This window comes from Streptomyces sp. NPDC046866 (genome assembly GCF_040704625.1).
Classification (GTDB): Bacteria; Actinomycetota; Actinomycetes; order Streptomycetales; family Streptomycetaceae; genus Streptomyces.
The window spans coordinates 149,207-167,042 of record NZ_JBEYXN010000012.1 but is presented as its reverse complement, the minus strand read 5'-3'; the positions used below and the strand labels follow the sequence as shown (position 1 = coordinate 167,042).

The 17,836-nt window shown below is 75.0% G+C and carries 16 protein-coding genes; 8 read left to right on the top strand and 8 right to left on the bottom strand.

Annotation, left to right across the window (positions count from 1 at the left end; genetic code table 11):
• Positions 1-118 precede the first annotated feature (118 nt).
• Together AB0953_RS19685 and AB0953_RS19680 are read left to right on the top strand one after the other, a co-directional pair.
• On the top strand, positions 119-3,064 hold the full coding sequence (locus AB0953_RS19685) for a DEAD/DEAH box helicase (RefSeq protein WP_366860764.1): 2,946 nt from the start codon (positions 119-121) through the stop codon (positions 3,062-3,064).
• Entirely contained in the window at positions 3,061-4,275 is a 1,215-nt protein-coding gene (locus AB0953_RS19680; RefSeq protein WP_366860763.1) for an SWIM zinc finger family protein, read from the top strand. The genes AB0953_RS19685 and AB0953_RS19680 overlap by 4 nt, the downstream gene beginning before the upstream one ends.
• On the opposite strand, the gene AB0953_RS19675 is transcribed toward AB0953_RS19680, so the two are convergent.
• A complete protein-coding gene (locus AB0953_RS19675) occupies positions 4,256-4,804 on the bottom strand; it encodes a hypothetical protein (protein ID WP_366860762.1) in 549 nt (182 codons plus the stop codon). The two genes, AB0953_RS19680 and AB0953_RS19675, sit on opposite strands and share 20 nt — an antisense overlap.
• A 127-nt stretch (positions 4,805-4,931) precedes the next feature.
• Between AB0953_RS19675 and AB0953_RS19670 the strand changes: the two genes are divergently transcribed.
• Positions 4,932-5,615, top strand: a complete 684-nt coding sequence (locus tag AB0953_RS19670) for a chaplin (RefSeq protein ID WP_366860761.1) — start codon at positions 4,932-4,934, stop codon at positions 5,613-5,615.
• A 10-nt stretch (positions 5,616-5,625) separates the two neighbouring features.
• Here AB0953_RS19670 and AB0953_RS19665 read toward each other — a convergent pair whose 3' ends face one another.
• A complete protein-coding gene (locus AB0953_RS19665) occupies positions 5,626-6,330 on the bottom strand; it encodes a DUF2293 domain-containing protein (protein ID WP_366860760.1) in 705 nt (234 codons plus the stop codon).
• Positions 6,331-6,481: 151 nt separating this feature from the next.
• Here AB0953_RS19665 and AB0953_RS19660 point away from each other — a divergent pair, with 151 nt between their 5' ends.
• A complete protein-coding gene (locus AB0953_RS19660) occupies positions 6,482-6,928 on the top strand; it encodes a cupin domain-containing protein (protein ID WP_366860759.1) in 447 nt (148 codons plus the stop codon).
• On the opposite strand, the gene AB0953_RS19655 is transcribed toward AB0953_RS19660, so the two are convergent.
• Positions 6,892-8,337 carry a WGR domain-containing protein gene (locus AB0953_RS19655; protein ID WP_366860758.1) on the bottom strand — a complete coding sequence of 482 codons (1,446 nt, stop codon included), beginning with the start codon at positions 8,335-8,337 and terminating at the stop codon, positions 6,892-6,894. The genes AB0953_RS19660 and AB0953_RS19655 overlap by 37 nt on opposite strands.
• A 92-nt stretch (positions 8,338-8,429) precedes the next feature.
• Here AB0953_RS19655 and AB0953_RS19650 point away from each other — a divergent pair, with 92 nt between their 5' ends.
• The gene (locus tag AB0953_RS19650) at positions 8,430-9,074 is read left to right on the top strand and encodes a uridine kinase (protein WP_366860757.1); all 645 of its coding nucleotides are present in this window, start codon (positions 8,430-8,432) and stop codon (positions 9,072-9,074) included.
• Positions 9,075-9,242: 168 nt separating this feature from the next.
• On the opposite strand, the gene AB0953_RS19645 is transcribed toward AB0953_RS19650, so the two are convergent.
• Both AB0953_RS19645 and AB0953_RS19640 read right to left on the bottom strand, forming a co-directional pair.
• Positions 9,243-10,124: a sugar kinase gene (locus AB0953_RS19645; RefSeq protein WP_366860806.1), complete on the bottom strand. Its 882-nt coding sequence runs from the start codon at positions 10,122-10,124 to the stop codon at positions 9,243-9,245.
• Between the two features lie 74 nt (positions 10,125-10,198).
• Positions 10,199-11,158: a pseudouridine-5'-phosphate glycosidase gene (locus AB0953_RS19640; protein WP_366860756.1), complete on the bottom strand. Its 960-nt coding sequence runs from the start codon at positions 11,156-11,158 to the stop codon at positions 10,199-10,201.
• Between the two features lie 205 nt (positions 11,159-11,363).
• Here AB0953_RS19640 and AB0953_RS19635 point away from each other — a divergent pair, with 205 nt between their 5' ends.
• A complete protein-coding gene (locus tag AB0953_RS19635) occupies positions 11,364-11,750 on the top strand; it encodes a cupin domain-containing protein (protein ID WP_366860755.1) in 387 nt (128 codons plus the stop codon).
• Here the strand turns inward: AB0953_RS19635 and AB0953_RS19630 are convergent.
• From AB0953_RS19630 to AB0953_RS19620, 3 genes are all read right to left on the bottom strand, one after another.
• Positions 11,740-12,969, bottom strand: a complete 1,230-nt coding sequence (locus AB0953_RS19630; protein WP_366860805.1) for an MFS transporter — start codon at positions 12,967-12,969, stop codon at positions 11,740-11,742. The genes AB0953_RS19635 and AB0953_RS19630 overlap by 11 nt on opposite strands.
• A 229-nt stretch (positions 12,970-13,198) precedes the next feature.
• Positions 13,199-13,762 (bottom strand): methylated-DNA--[protein]-cysteine S-methyltransferase, encoded by a 564-nt coding sequence (locus tag AB0953_RS19625; RefSeq protein ID WP_366860754.1) that lies wholly within the window; start codon positions 13,760-13,762, stop codon positions 13,199-13,201.
• Positions 13,763-13,801: 39 nt separating this feature from the next.
• Positions 13,802-14,728 (bottom strand): glycerophosphodiester phosphodiesterase family protein, encoded by a 927-nt coding sequence (locus AB0953_RS19620; protein WP_366860753.1) that lies wholly within the window; start codon positions 14,726-14,728, stop codon positions 13,802-13,804.
• Between the two features lie 245 nt (positions 14,729-14,973).
• Here AB0953_RS19620 and uvrB point away from each other — a divergent pair, with 245 nt between their 5' ends.
• Both uvrB and AB0953_RS19610 read left to right on the top strand, forming a co-directional pair.
• On the top strand, positions 14,974-17,148 hold the full coding sequence (uvrB, locus tag AB0953_RS19615) for an excinuclease ABC subunit UvrB (RefSeq protein WP_366860752.1): 2,175 nt from the start codon (positions 14,974-14,976) through the stop codon (positions 17,146-17,148).
• Between the two features lie 77 nt (positions 17,149-17,225).
• Positions 17,226-17,804 carry a TerD family protein gene (locus AB0953_RS19610; RefSeq protein ID WP_366860751.1) on the top strand — a complete coding sequence of 193 codons (579 nt, stop codon included), beginning with the start codon at positions 17,226-17,228 and terminating at the stop codon, positions 17,802-17,804.
• The last annotated feature ends 32 nt before the right edge of the window (positions 17,805-17,836 follow it).

The following is a 17,836-nucleotide window of genomic DNA, read 5'->3' as shown; positions in this document are numbered from 1 at the left end:
AACGCGCAGCTCAGCGCCGGTTGTCAGAGCCCGCGCCTAGACTCGACGGGGAGGCGGGGTACGTCCGACCGCCGCCGGGAAGGCAGCCGGCAGCCAGCGAGAGGAAAGCGAAGGGGGCATGGTGCCAGCACAGCCGTTGCAGCCGCCGCAGCACGCGCCGCTCGCCCCCGCGCAGCCCGCCCCGCACGCCCTGCTGCGGCACCCGGCCGTCTTCCTGCCCGACCCCGTCCCGCGCCGGGGCCGCATCGCCTTCTGGGCGGAGGACGGCGGACCGCTGCCCGAGGTGCCGGGCGGGACCGCGGCCCGGATCGACGTGGTGCGCCCGTACGGCAGCGCGGGGCGGACCCGGACCGTCCCCGCCGTGACCCTGGCCGTGGGCGACGCCGTGGCGCTGCTGGCCCGTGCCGGGCAGGGCGCCGCCGCGCACCCGGCCACCCGCGCCTGGGGCGCCGCCGCCGTGCACGCCCTCTCCCTCCTCGCGCGCGGCCGCCTGCTGCCCGGGCTCACCGCCGGGGACGTGGACGCCTGGCGGGCGGGCCCCCTCGACCCGGCCGACGTCGGGCACCTGCGCGCGGTGGCCGCCGCCCTGCCCCACGAGGGGTACGCCACGCCCCTGCCGGGCCGCCGTCCGCTACAGCTGCCGGAACCGGAGACGCTGGTGCGGGCGTTCCTCGACGCCGTCGCCGACTGCCTGCCCCGCACTCCAGCCGCACCCGTCGCCGCCGGGCTGCCGTTCGCCGCGCAGGAGCCGCAGCGGGTGCCGCAGATGCGGGACTGGGCCGCCCAGGTGGCCGCCGGCGCCGATGCGGGCGTCGGGATCTCGCTGAGGCTCGACCTGTCCTCGTTCCGCCTCTTCGACAGTGACGGCGACGGCGACGGAGGAAGCGGCGACGCCGGCACCGACCGGACCGGCGCCGGGGGCGGGGCCGAGGGCGCGCAGGCGGGAGCGGAGCTGCGGCGGGCCGGTGCCGCCGTCGTCCAGGTGCACAGCCTCGCCGATCCGACCCTGCTCACCGACGCCTCCCTGCTGTGGGCCGGCGCCGCGCCCACCGGCTTCGGGCCGCGCGCCCGCATCGACGCGGTGCTCGCCCTGCGCCGCGCCGCCCGGGTCTGGCCCCCGCTGATGCGCCTGCTGGACCGGCCGGTCCCCGACGTCCTCGCCCTGTCCGACCCGGAGCTCGAAGAGCTGCTGGGCACGGCGGCGACGCGGCTGGCCGCCGCCGGGGTCCCGGTGCACTGGCCCCGCGAGCTCGCCCGCAGCCTGTCCGCGACCGCCGTCGTCCGTTCCACCGCACCCGGCTCGGCCACCGACGGCACCGCCTTCTTCGACTCCGGCCGGCTGTTCGCGTTCTCCTGGGAGCTCGCACTCGGCGGCGACCGGCTGACCCCGGGCGAGATGGACGCGCTCGCCCAGGCCCACCGGCCGATCGTGCGGCTGCGCGACCAGTGGGTCCGCGTCGACCCCGAGCTGGTGCGCAAGGCGCGCCGGCGGGACCTGGGCCTGCTGGACCCGGTGGACGCGCTGGCGACCGTACTGACGGGCGCCGCAGAGGTCGACGGCGAGCAGGTGGAGGCGGTCCCGGTCGGCGCGCTGGCCGCGCTGCGGGAGCGGCTGACCGGTGAACTCGCCCCGCTGCCGCAGCCCGCCGCGCTCAAGGCGACCTTGCGCGACTACCAGGCCCGCGGCCTGGCCTGGCTGGACCTGATGACCTCGCTCGGCCTCGGCGGCTGCCTCGCCGACGACATGGGCCTGGGCAAGACCGTCACCCTCATCGCGCTCCACCTGCACCGCGACCGGCCCGAGCCGACCCTCGTCGTCTGCCCGGCCTCGCTGCTGGGCAACTGGCAGCGGGAGATCGAGAGGTTCGCGCCCGGAGTCCCGGTGCGCCGCTTCCACGGCGGCGGCCGCAGCCTCGACGGACTGGCCGGGGGCTTCGTGCTCACCACGTACGGGACGATGCGCGCCAGCGCCGCCCGGCTGGCCGCACAGCCCTGGGGCATGGTCGTCGCCGACGAGGCGCAGCACGTGAAGAACCCGCACTCGGCCACCGCGAAGGCGCTGCGCACCATCCCGGCGCCGGCGCGGGTGGCGCTGACCGGGACCCCGGTGGAGAACAACCTCTCGGAGCTGTGGGCGCTGCTCGACTGGACCACGCCCGGTCTGCTGGGCCCGCTGACCACCTTCCGGGCCCGCCACGCCCGCCCGGTGGAGCACCAGCAGGAGGAGGACGGCGGGAACGAGGCGGCGGTCGCCCGGCTGGCGGCGCTCGTGCGGCCGTTCCTGCTGCGGCGCCGGAAGTCCGACCCGGGCATCGCGCCCGAACTGCCCCCGAAGACCGAGACCGACCATCCGGTGGCCCTCACCCGCGAGCAGGCCTCCCTGTACCAGGCCGCCGTGGACGAGGCGATGGCCGTGATCGAGGGCAGCGAGGGCATGGCGCGGCGCGGCATGATCATGAAGCTGCTGGCGTCGCTGAAGCAGATATGCAACCACCCGGCGCAGTACCTGAAGGAGGAGCAGCCGCGGATCGCGCACCGCTCGGGCAAGCTCGCCCTGCTGGACGAGCTGCTGGACACGATCCTCGCGGAGGACGGCTCGGTGCTGGTGTTCACCCAGTACGTGACGATGGCGCGGATCATCGAGCGGCACCTGTCGGCGCGGGGCATCTCCCACCAGTTCCTGCACGGCGGGACCCCGGTCGCGCGACGGGAGGAGCTCGTGGACCGCTTCCAGTCCGGCGAGGTCCCCGTCTTCCTGCTGTCGCTGAAGGCCGCCGGGACGGGGTTGAACCTGACCCGGGCCGGGCATGTGATCCACTTCGACCGGTGGTGGAACCCGGCCGTGGAGGAGCAGGCCACCGACCGCGCCTACCGCATCGGGCAGGACCAGCCCGTCCAGGTCCACCGGATCATCGCCGAGGGCACCGTGGAGGACCGGATCGCCGAGCTGCTGGAGGCCAAGCGGGCGCTGGCCGAAGCCGTCCTCGGCGCGGGGGAGGCGGCCCTGACCGAGCTGACCGACCGCGAGCTGGCCGACCTCGTCTCGCTGCGGAGGCCCGCATGATCACCGCGCGGGACGACCGCCGCCGCACCTTCGAGACCGTGCCCGCCGGCGCGGAGGCCGCCAGCTGGTGGGGCCGGGCCTGGGTTTCGGCCCTCGAGGCCGCCGCCGGCGATGCGGCCCGGCTGGCCCGCGGGCGCGCCTACGCCGCCGAGGGGCACGTCGACGCGGTCACCGTCACGCCCGGCCGGCTCGTGGCATACGTGCGGGGCAGCCGGGCCCGCCCGTACCGCACCGAACTGCTCCTGGCCCCCCTGGACGGCGCCGAGTGGGACGGGCTGCTGGAGGCCGTGGCCGGCGACCCGGCGGCGCTGGCCGCGCTGCTGGAGCGGGAGGTCCCCCAGGCGCTGGCCGGGACGGTCCTGCCGAGGGCGGGCGAGCTCGTCCCGCGCTGCTCCTGCCCGGACACGGCCCGGCCGCCGTGCAAGCACGCCGCCGCCCTCTGCTACCGGGCGGCCCGCCTCCTGGACGAGGACCCGTTCCTGCTGCTGCTCCTGCGGGGCCGCGGCGAGCGGGAGCTCCTCGACGAGCTGACCCGCCGCAACGCCGCGCACGCCGCCCGGGAGCAGCCCGCCGCGGACGACGCCTTCCCCGGTGTCCCGGCGCGTGCCGCGCTCGCGCGGAGGGTGCTGCCGCCGCTGCCCGCGCCGCTCCCGCTGCCCGCGTCCCCGGGGCTGCCGCCCGCCTGCCCGGGTGACCCCGGCGACGGCGGCGCCCCGGACCCGCTCGCCCTGGACCAGCTCGCCGGCGATGCCGCGGCCCGGGCCTTCGCCCTGCTCACCACGGGGGAGGACCCCCTCGGCGGGCTCACGCTGTGGCAGGACGCCGTCCGGCTGGCCTCCGCGCACCACACGGCGGGCCTCACCGGCGCGGCCCGCACGCTGTTCCGGGACCTGGCCCGGGCCACCGGCCGCACCACCACCGACCTGGCCCGCGCCGCGGCGGCCTGGCGGCAGGGCGGCCCCCCCGCGCTCGCCGCGCTGGAGGAGCCCTGGGACCCGCCGGCCGGCCCCTTCGACCGGGCCCGTCCCGCGCTCCTGGCCGCCTCCCTCGGCCCCTTCCGCCCCGAGCGCAACCGGCTCACGGCGCGCACCCGCCAGCTCCGGCTGGGCCGCGACAACCTCTGGTACGCCTACGAGTCGCGTCCGGACACCGAGGACTGGTGGCCCACCGGCAGCCCGTCCCCGGACCCGGTCACCGCCCTGCGGGGCTGACGCCGGCCGCCCAGGCGGACAGGGCCGCGAAGTCGCGGGCGCGCAGCCCGTGGCGGGGGTGGATGCGCAGCAGCAGGGCGGGCGCCGGGTGGTGGGCCTCGACCCAGGCCCGGTCCCGCGGGTTGATCATGTCGTCGACCCAGGCGAAGGGGCGGCCCGCGGCCCAGTCGAGCAGCGGCCGGGTCTTCCAGGACAGTCCGTCGGGATCGCGGGCGAAGAGTTCCGGCCACTCGATCACAGGAAGATCGCCGGGGAGTCCGATGTGCGGGGCGATGAGGGTGTTGGCCTCGTGCATCCAGGTGGTGGCCCAGGCCAGCTCGAAGGGCAGCGCCTGGAGCCGGGCGCCGTGGGAGGGGTGCAGGCGGACCCGCAACCCCCGCCGCGCCCTGCGCGAACCGGGGGACCGGTAGGACATCCAGACCGAGGGGTGCATCCGGTGGCTGGTGTATCCGCGCAGCCCCGCGAGGCGGGAGCGGAAGGGGTTGAGGGGGCCGTCCACGTCGAGGAGGAGCAGCGGGCGATCGGTCATGGAAGAGGCACTACCCAGTACACGATGGAGTGAAATGCCTATCTGCTCTATAACCCGAATGGGCTTACCGCGTTGGTTCCGGTGCGGGTGCAACACCCGTGAACTCCTCCGGAAAGCAGGAAAACTGATGCGTCACAGTCGCCGGAATGGCTTCATCGCAGCGGTGGTTGCGGGCGGCGGACTCGCGGTCGCGGGCGTGGGCGCGTTCGCGTACGCCGACGCGGACGCGGGCGGGACGGCCGAGCGGTCGCCCGGTCTGCTGTCCGGGAACCTGGTGCAGCTGCCGGTGCACGTGCCGGTGAACGTGTGCGGCAACACGGTGAGCGTCGCCGGACTGCTCAACCCGGCCGCCGGGAACCGCTGTACGAACGGGGCGGGCGGGGGCGGGGCGCACACCGGGTCGGGACCCTCCCGTCCCGCGCAACCCGCCTCCGGCAACGGGGGCGGCGCCCACGCGGGAGGAAGCGGAAAGGATTCGCCCGGCGTGCTGTCCGGCAACGGCATCCAGCTCCCCGTCGACCTCCCGGTCAACGTCAGCGGCAACGCGGTGAGCGTCGTCGGTGTCGGCAACAGTGCCACGGGCAACACCTCGGTCAACGGCCGGACCCCGACCCCCGCAACGGCCCAGCCGCCGCAGCAGCAGCCGGTCCGACCCCCGGCCACCCAGCGCCCGGTCACCCCGCCGGCGCCGCAGCAGTCCGGCCCGTCCCTCGCCCACACCGGCGCCGAGGGCCTCGGCTACCTGCTGCCCGGCAGCGGCGCCCTCCTCCTCGGCGGCGTCCTCCTCTACCGCCGCTTCCGCACCCAGTAGCGGCCCCCGGTCAGGCCGCAGCCGCGGCTCCCGACCCGGGCTCCGGCTCGGGGGCCGGGGGCTGCGGGGGCAGGCGCCAGGCGTCGAGGACGGCGTCGATGCGGGGGGCCAGGCGGGCGCGCGCCGCGAAGCGCGGGACACCGGCCATCAGCAGTGCGTCGTACTCGGTGTCGGTGTGCCGCACCGCCGCCCGCACCGCCACCGAGACCGCGGCCTCGTCCAGCGCCCGGCCGGCCGCCGTGCGCCCGACCCGGCCGCTGCCGCGGAGCGAGGCGTGCGCGGCGATGTCCCGGGCCCGCTCCGGCGGGCACCCGGGGAACAGGCGGCGTATCTCCGCCGCGAAGGCCGCCGTGAACCGGACGTCCTGCGCCGCGCGGCGCGCCCGGTCCCGCTCCCGCCGCCGCGCCCGCGCCTCCGCATCCGCCAGACAGGCGCGCTCCGCCCGCGCCAGGGCGGCGTCCTCGACCAGCAGGCCCTGGCGCTCGTGGCGGCGGCGGCGCCGGTTGAAGCGGACGACGACCGCGGACAGCGAACTGCCCTCGCGCGCCCGCCGGGTGAGAGCGGCATCACCCCGCGGCAGGTACACCAGGTGCCCCAGACCGGCACAGTCCAGACAGCGCGGTACCCCGGCCTCGCGGACCAGGAGCCGCAGCGGGCCCTGACGGCACCGGGCACAGTGGATCTGCTTCACCGACTCGAACACCACCAGGCTCATGCCCTGGTGATACCGCCATCCGGCCCCTTTATCACCTTTCTCGATGCGCCGCCTGACGTTCCGCCAACTCTCCCTCGATGTCCGGATGTCCTTCTACCGTGGCTGCGGGGGCTGCGGTACGGCCGTGAGGCCCGTGACGAAGGGGGAAGACATGGGTGGACAGCAGGCCGCGACGGCGACGACTCACCCTCCGATACCGGCGCCGGCCGACGCCGCCGCACACCTCGCGGGCCGCGAGGTGGTCATCGAGCCCGGCGGCAGCACCGGCTGGCACTACCACCGCGTCCCCCTCATCGCCCTGGTCAAGTCCGGGACGCTGACCCGCATCCTGCACGACCGCACGGTGGTCGTGCACCGGCCCGGCAGCAGCTTCGTCGAACCCGCGGGCCTGCACCACGTCCACCTCGGCCGCAACCTCGGCACCGTCCCCGTCGTGCTGTACGTGACCTGCACCCTCGCCGAAGGCGAACCCTTCTCCCTGCCCGCCGACCCTCCACCCGCCGACCCTCCGCCCGCCGCACCCCCGCCCGCCGCACCCCCGTCCGCCGGCCCGCCGCCGGCTCAGACCAGGCGGCGTATCTCCCCGCGCACCCGGTAGAACCCGCCCGACGCCGCATGCAGCCCGTCCACCACGTACCGGGCACCCGGCTCCCGGATCCCCCGCGGGAACTGCACGTTCCAGGAGCGCTCGAAGCCGGTCGAGACGACCTGCACCCGCAGCCGGCCGCCCTGCTGCACGCACTCCACCACCACGCCGTCCGCGGGGGCCGCCGCCACCGAGACGCTCGCCACCGCCGCGGCCGAAGCCGCCGGCCGGGCCACCGGCAGGGCCGCCGCGGACTTCACGTCCACCGCCACCGGCACCGTGCCCTGGTGGGCCGCGGCGATCGCCGCCTCGCTCGCGTCCACACAGACCAGCGAGCCGTCCGTGGTCACCAGGTACAGCCGCTCGTCCAGGTACTGCATCGACAGGGCGGAGCCGCTGCCCGTGCCGAGCTTCCACAGGCGGGTCCCGTCCGCGGCGAAGCAGTACACCGACGACGAGGAGTCGCCGGCGAAGACGTGCTGCCCGTCCGGCGAGGTCGCGCACGCGTACACCGCCGCGTCGCAGCGGTACGTGGCCTCGATCGCCCCGGTCCCCTTCGCCAGCCGCTGCACCGCGTTGCGCCCGGTACCGGCGAAGACCGCATCGGCCTCCTGCCAGCCGAACAGCACCCCGCCGCTGGTCGCGGTGTGCCACAGCTCCCCGCTGCCGTCCGGGGCGTACGCCGTCACCCCGTGCGTGTGGCCGTGGTAGACCGCGTCCTCGTCGGCCCGCACCATCCACGCGTTGGAGCCGGCGGACCGGCGCGACCACTGGAACTCGTCCTCGTGGTCGATGACCGTCAGACCCCCGCGCGCATCCGACACGTTGAGCACGCCCTCGCGGATGTCCAGCCAGAAGATGTCCACGTCCTCCGCGATGTCGTACGCCTTGAACGGGACCTTCGCCGACAGGTCGTACACGGCGCCGTCGTCACAGCCCGCATAGATCCAGAACTCGTCCGCGACCAGGCACTTCACCCCGTCCGGCAGCGAGTACCGGGCCAGCACCTCGCCGCCGTGGCTCAGCGTGTACACATCGCCCGCCTGGTTGCCGACCCACGCGCGGTCCTCGTCCACATGGATCCCGAACGCCGCAGCGCCCGTGCGGAACCGCCACAGCACCGGGGCCGCCGCGCGCGCCGTCGACGGCGCGGACGCCACCTGCCGGCGCGTCACCGGCCGCGCCGCGCGCTGCCCCTGCACCGCCGGTGCGTACCCCTTGCGGACCTTCTCCCCGATCTTCTTGGCGGCGGCCGCCCGGGCCTTCTCGGCGCTCGCGAAGGACGAGCTCTGCACCTGGCCGCCGGCGCCGATGCGCCCGTACCGCACGGTCACGGCCGTGCCGTCCACGGTCACCTCGTAGAACTTGTGCGCGCCGCCGCCCTCCTGGGACAGCTCCAGATACGTCGTCTCGCGAGCCATGACAGACCCCTCCCCAAGGCCGGGCCCGACGGCTCTCTCCCGCCGGTGATCCCTCGTGAAAAACGCTACGGGCGACCACTGACAATGGGCCCGTGCACCTCGAAGCGATCACCTGGCAGCGGATGGCCGAGCGGCTCGCAGGCCACCTGGACGACCACCGGCCCGACCCCGCGGACCGGGCCTGGCAGCGCGTCGGCATCGACGGCGCGCCGGCCGCGGACACCGGCGGCCTCGCCGGGCAACTCGCCGAGGCCCTGCGGCTGAACGGGCGCACCGCGCTCGTGGTGGCGACCGAGGGGTTCCTGCGGCCCGCCTCCCTGCGCTACGAGTTCGGCCGGCAGGACGTGGAGAGCTACCTCGGCGGCTGGTACGACACCGCAGCCCTGTGGCGGGAGGTGTTCGGCCCGACCGACCCCGGCGGGACCGGCCGCGTCCTGCCCGACCTGTGGGACCCGGTGACCGACCGGGCCACCCGCAGCCCGTACACCGAACTCCCGCCGGGCGGCGTCGTCATCGTCCACGGCCCGCTGCTGCTGGGGCGCTGGTTCCCCTTCGACCTCAGCGTGCACATCCGGCTCTCCCCGGGGGCGCTGCGGCGCCGCACCGCGGAGTCCGACCGCTGGACCCTGCCCGCCTTCGCCCGCTACGAGGCCGAGACCGACCCCGCGGCCCTCGCCGACACCGTCGTCAGGGCCGACGACCCGCGCCACCCCGCCTGGACGGGCCTCGGCGGCTGACCGGCGCGCCCCCGTCCGGCAACGGACGTCAAGGATCCGCAACGGACCGGTCCCGGCCGGGTGCCGAACGGGATCCGGCCGTGTCCCGGCCGGTGCCCGAAGGCGGCAACGCCGGCCCGATCGTCCGGCACGGCAACCGGGGCTGTGCCGTACGCGCCCCCGCCGCCGCTACGGCCGCCCGCCCAGCCGCGTGACCGCCAGGGCCGCTGCCCGGCAGCCCGCCCGGGCGGCCCCCTCCGGATCCGCACCCGCGAGCCGGGCCGCCAGGAACCCGCCGGCGAAGGCGTCCCCGGCACCGGTGGAGTCCACCGCCCGCACCGGTTCCGCGGCGACCTCGGCGGTGACCCGCCCGCCCTGCGCCACCAGGGCCCCGGCAGCGCCCCGGGTGACCACCACCAGCGGCACCCGCTCGCTCAGCACCGCGGCCGCCCGGGCCGCCCCGGCCGGCTCCGGCAGCCCGGCCAGCAGCCGGGCCTCGTCCTCGTTGGGCAGCAGGACGCCCGCCCCCGCCACGGCATCGAGGAAGCGCCCCGGGCCGAGCGTGAGCAGGAACCCCGCGGAAGCCGGGTCCACGCTGACCGGCACCCCGCGGGCCCGGGCGTCCGCCAGCGCGACCTGCGCCAGCTCCCGGCTGCTGTCGGCGAAGAACAGGTAGCCCGAGAGGTGCAGGTGGGCGGCCCCGTCCAGCAGGGACGGCGCCCAGTCGTCGGGGGAGAGCCGCAGGGCGGCGCCGCTGTCGGTCAGGAACGTCCGCTCGGCGTCCTCGCCGACCAGCGCCACCACCGTCCCGGTCGGCTCCACCGCGTCGACCACCAGCCGCGGCCGCACTCCCGCCTCCAGGAGCGCCCGCTCGTGCCACTGCGCCGCTTCGGTGCCCACCCGCGCGAGCAGCCGCACGTCCGCCACCCCGGAACGGGCCGCCCAGCAGGCGACGTTGGCCCCGGCCCCGCCCGGCAGGGTCCGGATGCGGGCGGCCGTGTCGGTCGCCGGTGCCAGCGGCTCCGGATGCACCGCCAGGACGTCGGTGACCACGTCCCCGACGACCAGCAGCGCGCCCGGGCCGGCCGCGGGACCGGAACCCGCCCCCGCCCCCGTACGCGTACCCGTACTCCCGCCCCCCGCGGTCACGCCCGCTCCGCCCAGGCCCCCGCGATCCGGGCCCCCAGCGTGACGTTGCCCCGCACCGCCGCGAGGTTGGCCTCCAGCGAGGCCCCGCCCGTCGCCCGTACCAGGAAGCCCAGGAGGAACGGGGTCACCGCCTGCCCCGTGATCCCCTGCCGCCGGCACTCCTCGAGGGCCTCGGCCAGGACCCGGTCGTGCAGGGCCGGGTCCAACTGCTCCGCCTCGTCGACGGGGTTGGCGACCAGCAGCGCCGACTCCGGGCCGTCCAGCGCGTCCTGGGCCGCCATCACGGCCGCGACCTCCTGCGGCCGGTGCACCGTCCAGTCCACCGGCTCTCCCGAACTGGCCAGGTAGAAGCCGGGGAAACGTTCCGTTCCGTACCCGAGGACCGTCACCCCGAGCGTCTCCAGCCGCTGCAGCGTGGCCGGCACGTCCAGGATCGACTTCACCCCGGCGCACACCACCGTGATCCGGGTCCGCGCCAGCAGCGCCAGGTCCGCCGACTCGTCCTGGGTCTGCGCGAACTCCCGGTGCACACCGCCCAGCCCGCCCGTGGCGAAGACGCGCAGCCCGGCCCGCGCGGCCAGGAACGCCGTCGCCGACACCGTCGTCGCCCCGGTCGCACCGGCGGCGAAAGCGGGCGCCAGATCGCGGTGGCCCAGCTTGCGCACGCCCTCACCCCCGGCGATCCGCTCCAGCTGCTCCTTGTCCAGGCCCGCGTGGGCCACGCCGTCGAGCACCGCGATCGTCGCCGGGACGGCCCCCTCGACGCGGACCAGCCCCTCCAGTTCGGCGGCCACCGCCAGGTTGCGCGGGCTCGGCAGGCCGTGGGTGATGATCGTGGACTCCAGTGCGACGACGGGCCGCCCCTGTTCGAGGGCCTCGCGGACCTCCTCGGACAGGACGACGGGCCCGTCGGACGCGGACCGGCACGGGGACGCGGATGCTGTGTGCTGTGGCATGTCCCCATCCATGGCACGCAGGGTGCCCCCCGAAACGCCCTCCCCGCCCGCCCGTCCGAACACGACCGCTCACGGGCGCCCCGTACGCACCACACCGGCCGAAACCCGCCGGTGCCCCGCTGGACAGGATGCCTCCTGCGGCGGGCGGAACCTGGACGCTGTGGCCACTCCGGGGCGCGGCCCCGCAGCACTACGCTGGCGCCCCATGAGCACCAGTGATCACTCCGCCGCAGCGGCGGCCCCCGCCTCCTTCGCCGTCTGCGTCCCGGACGTCCCGGACGCCGCACTGGAGCCGGAGGACCTCGACCCGGGGCAGGTCCTCTCCGGCGCGCCCGTCGTGACCGGCAAGGTGCTGTGGGAGTCCCCGGACGGCAAGCAGATCCGCGGGATCTGGCAGATCACCCCCGGCGTCGTCACCGACGTGGAGGCGGACGAGCTGTTCGTGGTGGTCAGCGGCCGCGCCACCATCGAGGTCGAGGGCGGCGCGACCCTGGAGGTCGGCCCCGGCTCGGCGTGCGTGCTCCGGGAGGGCGACAGGACCACCTGGACGGTGCACGAGACGCTGCGCAAGGCCTACCACATCAGCTGCTGACCGCCGGGTGGCGGCGCGAGGTGACCAGCGCCAGCGCCGCCAGCGGCAGCAGCAGGGCGGCTCCGATCGCGTTCAGCCAGCCGTAGCCGGCCTGGGACATCACCACGCCGGCGCAGGCACCGCCCACCCCCGCGCAGGTGTTCATCGTGAGGTCGCTCAGGCCCTGCACGGCGGCCCGGGCCCCGGAGGGCACCGAGTCGGTGAGCAGCGCCGAGCCGGAGACCATGCCGGCCGACCAGCCGAGGCCGAGCAGGAACAGCCCCAGCGCGCTCTGGCCGTGGTCCGGCCCGGCCGTGCCGGCGAGCAGCGCGGCCAGCGACAGCAGGCCGGCCGCGAGCCCGATCACCGACAGCCGGCCCAGTCGGTCCGCGAGCCAGCCCATGACGGGCGAGAAGGCGAACATGCCGGCGATGTGCCCGCTGATCACCAGGCCGATCAGCTGGAGCCCGGCGCCGTGGTGGCCGAGGTCGACCGGGGTCATCACCATGATCGAGACCATGGTGGTGTGCGACACGGCGACGGTGGCCAGCGCGAGGCGGGCGCGCGGGGACGCCTTGACGGCCGCGAGCCCGGCGCCCAGCGAGTGCCCGGCGCGGCCCTGCTCGGCGGGGGAGGCCAGGGCCCGGGCCGTCAGCAGCGGGTCGGGCCGCAGCAGGACGGCGATCAGGGTGCCGGTGAGGACGAAGACGGCGCCGGCCCACACGAAGGGCCCCGCCGTCTCGGGCACGGAGGTCCCGGCGAAGCTGCGGCTGGCCGGAGCCGAGAGGTTGGGGCCCAGCACCGCGCCCAGGGTGGAGGCCCACACCACCACGGAGATGGCCCGGGCCCGGTGGTCCGGGGCGGCGAGGTCGGCGGCGGCGAACCGGGCCTGGAGGTTGGCCGAGGAGGCGGCTCCGAAGGCGGCCATGCCGAGCATCAGCAGCGGGAAGCTCTTGACCGCGGCGGCCAGCACCACCAGGGCCGCGCCGGCGGCGCCGATCCCGTACGCGAGGACCAGCCCGGGGCGGCGGCCCCTGCGGGTCATCAAGGCGGCGAGGGGCAGGGAGACGGCGGCGGTGCCGATGACGGCGGCGGTGGAGGCGAAGCCCGACAGGGCCTCGGTGCCGCTGATCTCGGTCGCGAGGGCGGGGGCCAGGGCGATGCTGATGGGGACCCCGAGGCCGCCCAGCATCTGGGAGGCGATCAGCACGGCGGAGGTGCGGCGGCGCAGCCGGGGCAGTTCCGCCGGGTCGGGGGTGGCGCGGTCGGGGGTGGGGCGGGCCGTGCCGGTGTCCGTGCCCGTGCCGGGTATGGCGCTCACGCCGGACACCCCCGGCGCGGGTGGGTGGGGGGCGGCGGGGGCTGGTGCAGCGGAAGTAGTCACCGCAGCAGTGTCGCAGCCCTTACCGCACGGCGGAACCGGCGGAACGGGCCGCTGCCGCTGCGCGCAGCGGTGCCACCGGTACGGGTCAGAACAAGGGGCGGGGCAGGACGCCCTCCAGGGCCAGCAGGGTGCGCTTGGTCTCGACGCCGCCGCCGAAGCCCCCGATTCCCCCGTCGTTCTCCACCACCCGATGGCACGGCACGACGAGGGGAAGGGGATTCGACCCCATCGCATGCCCGACGGCCTGGGCCGCGCCCGGCTGCCCGACGCGGGCGGCCAGCTCCCCGTACCCGACGACGGTCCCGTACGGCACCGAGCGGTCCAGCTCCTGCAGCACCCTGCGGTGGAAGCCGGAGCTGAACCGCCAGTCCAGCGGCAGCTCGAAGCGCCGCAGCGCCCCCGCGAAGTAGGCGGCGAGCTGGCGCAGCGGCTCGGCGAGCAGCACCTCCTCGCCGGGGGGCGGCCGCCAGGCGTCCGCGCCGAGCCGCTCGACCAGCCGGCGGGCCATCTCCTCGGCCCGGTCCGGACCGGCGTGGAACCCGACCCGGACCAGTCCCTCCCCGGTCGCGGCCAGCAGCAGCGGGCCGATGTCGCTGGCGGCGACGGTCCACTCCAGGTGCGGCCCGGCCGGCAGATCGGTGGTGTCCATCCCCCCACCGTACGGGCCGCCACCGACATCCCGGCCGGCTCAGCGGGCGAACGCCCCGAGCCCGAGCCCGATCCCGATCACCGCCCGCTGCACGACGTCGGGGGCGTTGGTGATGATGCCGTCCACGCCCATCCCCTGGACCTTCCGGGCGGTCACCGCGTCGTCCACGATCCAGGTGTCCACCTCCATGGCCCTGCCGTGGGCCCCCCGCAGCCCGTGCACGGCCGACACCCAGTCGGCGGAGATGGTGGTGTGCCAGGGGTTGATGCGGTCGGTGAAGGCCGCGTACTTCGGCAGGTCCGCGACCGCCGGGGTGCCCAGGAAGGCCGTCACCAGGTCCGGCCGCAGGCCGTGCACGGTGCGGACGGAGTCGGTGCTGAAGCTCTGCACGACCAGGCGGCGCCGCACGTGGTCCCGGTCGAGCCAGCCCTCCTCGTCCAGCACGTGCAGGGTCTGCTCCTCGATCCCGGGGTAGAGCTCCGGCTTCTTGATCTCCAGCAGCAGCCGCTGCCGGTTGCGCTGTACCCGGTCGAGGTACTCCCGCAGGGTCGGCACCCGGGCGCCCGCGAAGGAGGCGTCGAACCAGCTGCCCGCGTCCAGCGTGGCGATCTCCGCCGCGGTGAAGTCCTTCACCCTCCACGGCTTGCGGTCCGGGAAGGCCTGCTCCACGTCGGTGGTACGGGCCAGGGTGTCGTCGTGGATCACGACCAGCTCGCCGTCCTTGGTGCGCTGGACGTCGTTCTCGACCCAGTCGAACCCGAGGCGCATCGCCAGGTCGATCGAGGCCAGGGTGTTCTCCGGGGCGTACGCCGAGGCCCCCCGGTGGGCGTACACGACGGGGCCCGGCAGCCCCGGTGCGCCGGGGGCGCCGGGATCGGCAGCGGCGGCCTGCGCCGTCCCGCTGAGCGCGGTGAGGGTCAGGCCCAGGAAGGCGGCGGCGGCCGCTGCGGCGGGTCGGACGTACATGTGCGTTCTCCTCGGGTCGTGAACCCTGGTCCTGCGTCAAGCGGGCGCAGAACGGCAGACCTTGCCGCGATGCACTTCACGGTGTCCGTTACCGCGATCATGGGCTCGAAGATCACCGGGCCGCCACCGAACTACGACAAACGGACCAGAAAGGGGGAAGACCCGCGGGGCCCCGCCGGAGCCGCCCGGGCAGCGCCCCACCCTGCGGGAGCGTGAGTGTCGGTGCGGGGTCGTACGGTGGAGTCATGCGGCCTGTATCCAAGATCGAACGCACGGTGGCGCCCTTCGAGGTCGTCAGCCCCTACCGGCCCAGCGGCGACCAGCCCACGGCCATCGCCGAGCTGGAGAAGCGCATCCGTGCAGGTGAGAAGGATGTCGTCCTGCTCGGTGCGACCGGCACCGGCAAGTCGGCGACCACCGCGTGGATGATCGAGAAGCTCCAGCGCCCCACCCTGGTGATGGCGCCGAACAAGACGCTCGCCGCCCAGCTGGCGAACGAGTTCCGCGAGCTCCTGCCGAACAACGCGGTCGAGTACTTCGTCTCGTACTACGACTACTATCAGCCCGAGGCGTACGTCCCGCAGTCCGACACGTACATCGAGAAGGACTCCTCGATCAACGAGGAGGTCGAGCGGCTGCGCCACTCCGCGACGAACTCGCTGCTCACCCGGCGCGACGTCGTCGTGGTCGCCTCCGTGTCCTGCATCTACGGCCTCGGTACGCCGCAGGAGTACGTCGACCGCATGGTGCCGCTCAAGGTCGGCGAGGAGATCGACCGGGACCAGCTGCTGCGCCGCTTCGTCGACATCCAGTACACCCGCAACGACGTGGCCTTCACCCGCGGCACCTTCCGGGTGCGCGGCGACACGATCGAGATCTTCCCCGTCTACGAGGAACTGGCCGTCCGCATCGAGATGTTCGGCGACGAGATCGAGGCCCTGTCCACCCTGCACCCGCTGACCGGCGAGGTGATCAGCGAGGACCGCGAGCTGTATGTCTTCCCCGCCAGCCACTACGTCGCCGGCCCGGAGCGCATGGAGAGCGCGATCCGCGGCATCGAGGCCGAGCTGGCCGAGCGCCTCGCCGAGCTGGAGAAGCAGGGCAAGCTGCTGGAGGCCCAGCGCCTGCGCATGCGCACCACGTACGACCTGGAGATGATGCGGCAGATCGGCTCCTGCTCGGGCATCGAGAACTACTCGCTCCACATGGACGGCCGCGAGCGCGGGTCGGCGCCCAACACCCTCATCGACTACTTCCCGGAGGACTTCCTCCTGGTCATCGACGAGTCGCACGTCACCGTCCCGCAGATCGGCGCCATGTACGAGGGCGACGCCTCGCGCAAGCGGACCCTGGTCGACCACGGCTTCCGCCTGCCGTCCGCGCTGGACAACCGGCCGCTGAAGTGGGAGGAGTTCCTGGAGCGGGTCGGCCAGACGGTCTACCTGTCGGCGACCCCCGGCCCGTACGAGCTCTCGCGCAGCGACGGCTTCGTCGAGCAGATCATCCGCCCCACCGGCCTCGTCGACCCCGAGGTCGTCGTCAAGCCGACCGAGGGCCAGATCGACGACCTGGTGCACGAGATCCGGCAGCGGGTGGAGAAGGACGAGCGCGTCCTCGTCACCACCCTCACCAAGAAGATGGCCGAGGACCTCACCGACTACTTCCTGGAGCTCGGCATCGCCGTCCGCTACCTGCACAGCGACGTCGACACCCTGCGCCGCATCGAGCTGCTGCGCGAGCTGCGCGCCGGCGAGTACGACGTCCTGGTCGGCATCAACCTGCTCCGCGAGGGCCTCGACCTGCCGGAGGTGTCGCTGGTGGCCATCCTCGACGCCGACAAGGAGGGCTTCCTGCGCTCGGGCACCTCGCTGATCCAGACCATCGGCCGCGCCGCGCGCAACGTCTCCGGCCAGGTCCACATGTACGCGGACAAGATGACCCCGGCGATGGAGCGGGCCATCGAGGAGACCAACCGGCGCCGGGAGAAGCAGATCGCGTACAACACGGCCAACGGGATCGACCCGCAGCCGCTGCGCAAGAAGATCAACGACATCGTCGCCACCATCGCCCGGGAGGAGCTCGACACCGAACAGCTGCTCGGCACCGGCTACCGGCAGGGGAAGGACGGCAAGGGGGCCAAGGCGCCCGTGCCCGCGCTCACCGGGGCGCGCTCCGCGGCCGTTCAGCCCCCGGCGGGCGGAAAGGCGGCCAAGGGCGGAAAGGCGGCCAAGGGGGCCAAGGCGGCCGTGGTGGCCACCGACCGCCCGGCCGAGGAACTGGCCGCGCTCATCGAGCAGATGACCGAGCGGATGCGGGGGGCCGCCGCCGAGCTCCAGTTCGAGGTCGCGGCCCGGATCCGGGACGAGGTGAGCGAGCTCAAGAAGGAGCTGCGTCAGATGAAGGAGGCGGGCCTCGCCTGACCCGGGGGCCGGTCAGTAGGGTTGGCGGCAGCCGCAGGTACACGCTGCCTGGGGGTGGCTATGAAAGGGGACAGCGCGTGACGGTCAACTTGTCCAAGGGGCAGGCCATCAGTCTGCAGAAGGGCGACGGGGGGACGCTGACCTCCGTCCGCATGGGGCTCGGCTGGCAGGCGGCCAAGCGCCGCGGGCTGTTCGGCTCGCGGACCCGGGAGATCGACCTGGACGCCTCGGCGGTGCTGTTCGCCGAGAAGCAGCCCGTGGACGTGGTCTTCTTCCGGCACCTGCAGAGCGACGACGGCTCCGTGCGGCACACCGGCGACAACCTGATCGGCGGCGCCGGGCAGGGTGGTGACGACGAGTCGATCCTCGTCGACCTCCAGCGGGTGCCGGTCCACATCGACCAGATCGTCTTCACGGTGAACTCCTTCACCGGCCAGACGTTCCAGGAGGTGCAGAACGCGTTCTGCCGCCTCGTCGACGAGACCAACGGCCAGGAGCTCGCCCGCTACACCCTCGACGGCGGCGGCCAGTACACCGCCCAGATCATGGCGAAGGTCTCGCGCGCCGGCGCCGGCTGGCAGATGACGGCCCTGGGCACCCCGGCCAACGGCCGGACCTTCCAGGACCTGATGCCGGCGATCCTGCCGCACCTGTAGGCCCGGCGCGGGACCGCAGGAAGAGAAACAAG

What these genes read in the sequence shown, in the direction of transcription:
- AB0953_RS19685 (WP_366860764.1), top strand. Translation starts at nt 119, where the DNA reads ATGGTGCCAGCACAGCCGTTGCAGCCGCCGCAGCACGCGCCGCTCGCC.
- AB0953_RS19680 (WP_366860763.1), top strand. Translation starts at nt 3,061, where the DNA reads ATGATCACCGCGCGGGACGACCGCCGCCGCACCTTCGAGACCGTGCCC.
- AB0953_RS19675 (WP_366860762.1), bottom strand. Translation starts at nt 4,804, where the DNA reads ATGACCGATCGCCCGCTGCTCCTCCTCGACGTGGACGGCCCCCTCAAC.
- AB0953_RS19670 (WP_366860761.1), top strand. Translation starts at nt 4,932, where the DNA reads ATGCGTCACAGTCGCCGGAATGGCTTCATCGCAGCGGTGGTTGCGGGC.
- AB0953_RS19665 (WP_366860760.1), bottom strand. Translation starts at nt 6,330, where the DNA reads ATGAGCCTGGTGGTGTTCGAGTCGGTGAAGCAGATCCACTGTGCCCGG.
- AB0953_RS19660 (WP_366860759.1), top strand. Translation starts at nt 6,482, where the DNA reads ATGGGTGGACAGCAGGCCGCGACGGCGACGACTCACCCTCCGATACCG.
- AB0953_RS19655 (WP_366860758.1), bottom strand. Translation starts at nt 8,337, where the DNA reads ATGGCTCGCGAGACGACGTATCTGGAGCTGTCCCAGGAGGGCGGCGGC.
- AB0953_RS19640 (WP_366860756.1), bottom strand. Translation starts at nt 11,158, where the DNA reads ATGCCACAGCACACAGCATCCGCGTCCCCGTGCCGGTCCGCGTCCGAC.
- AB0953_RS19635 (WP_366860755.1), top strand. Translation starts at nt 11,364, where the DNA reads ATGAGCACCAGTGATCACTCCGCCGCAGCGGCGGCCCCCGCCTCCTTC.
- AB0953_RS19625 (WP_366860754.1), bottom strand. Translation starts at nt 13,762, where the DNA reads ATGGACACCACCGATCTGCCGGCCGGGCCGCACCTGGAGTGGACCGTC.
- AB0953_RS19620 (WP_366860753.1), bottom strand. Translation starts at nt 14,728, where the DNA reads ATGTACGTCCGACCCGCCGCAGCGGCCGCCGCCGCCTTCCTGGGCCTG.
- uvrB (WP_366860752.1), top strand. Translation starts at nt 14,974, where the DNA reads ATGCGGCCTGTATCCAAGATCGAACGCACGGTGGCGCCCTTCGAGGTC.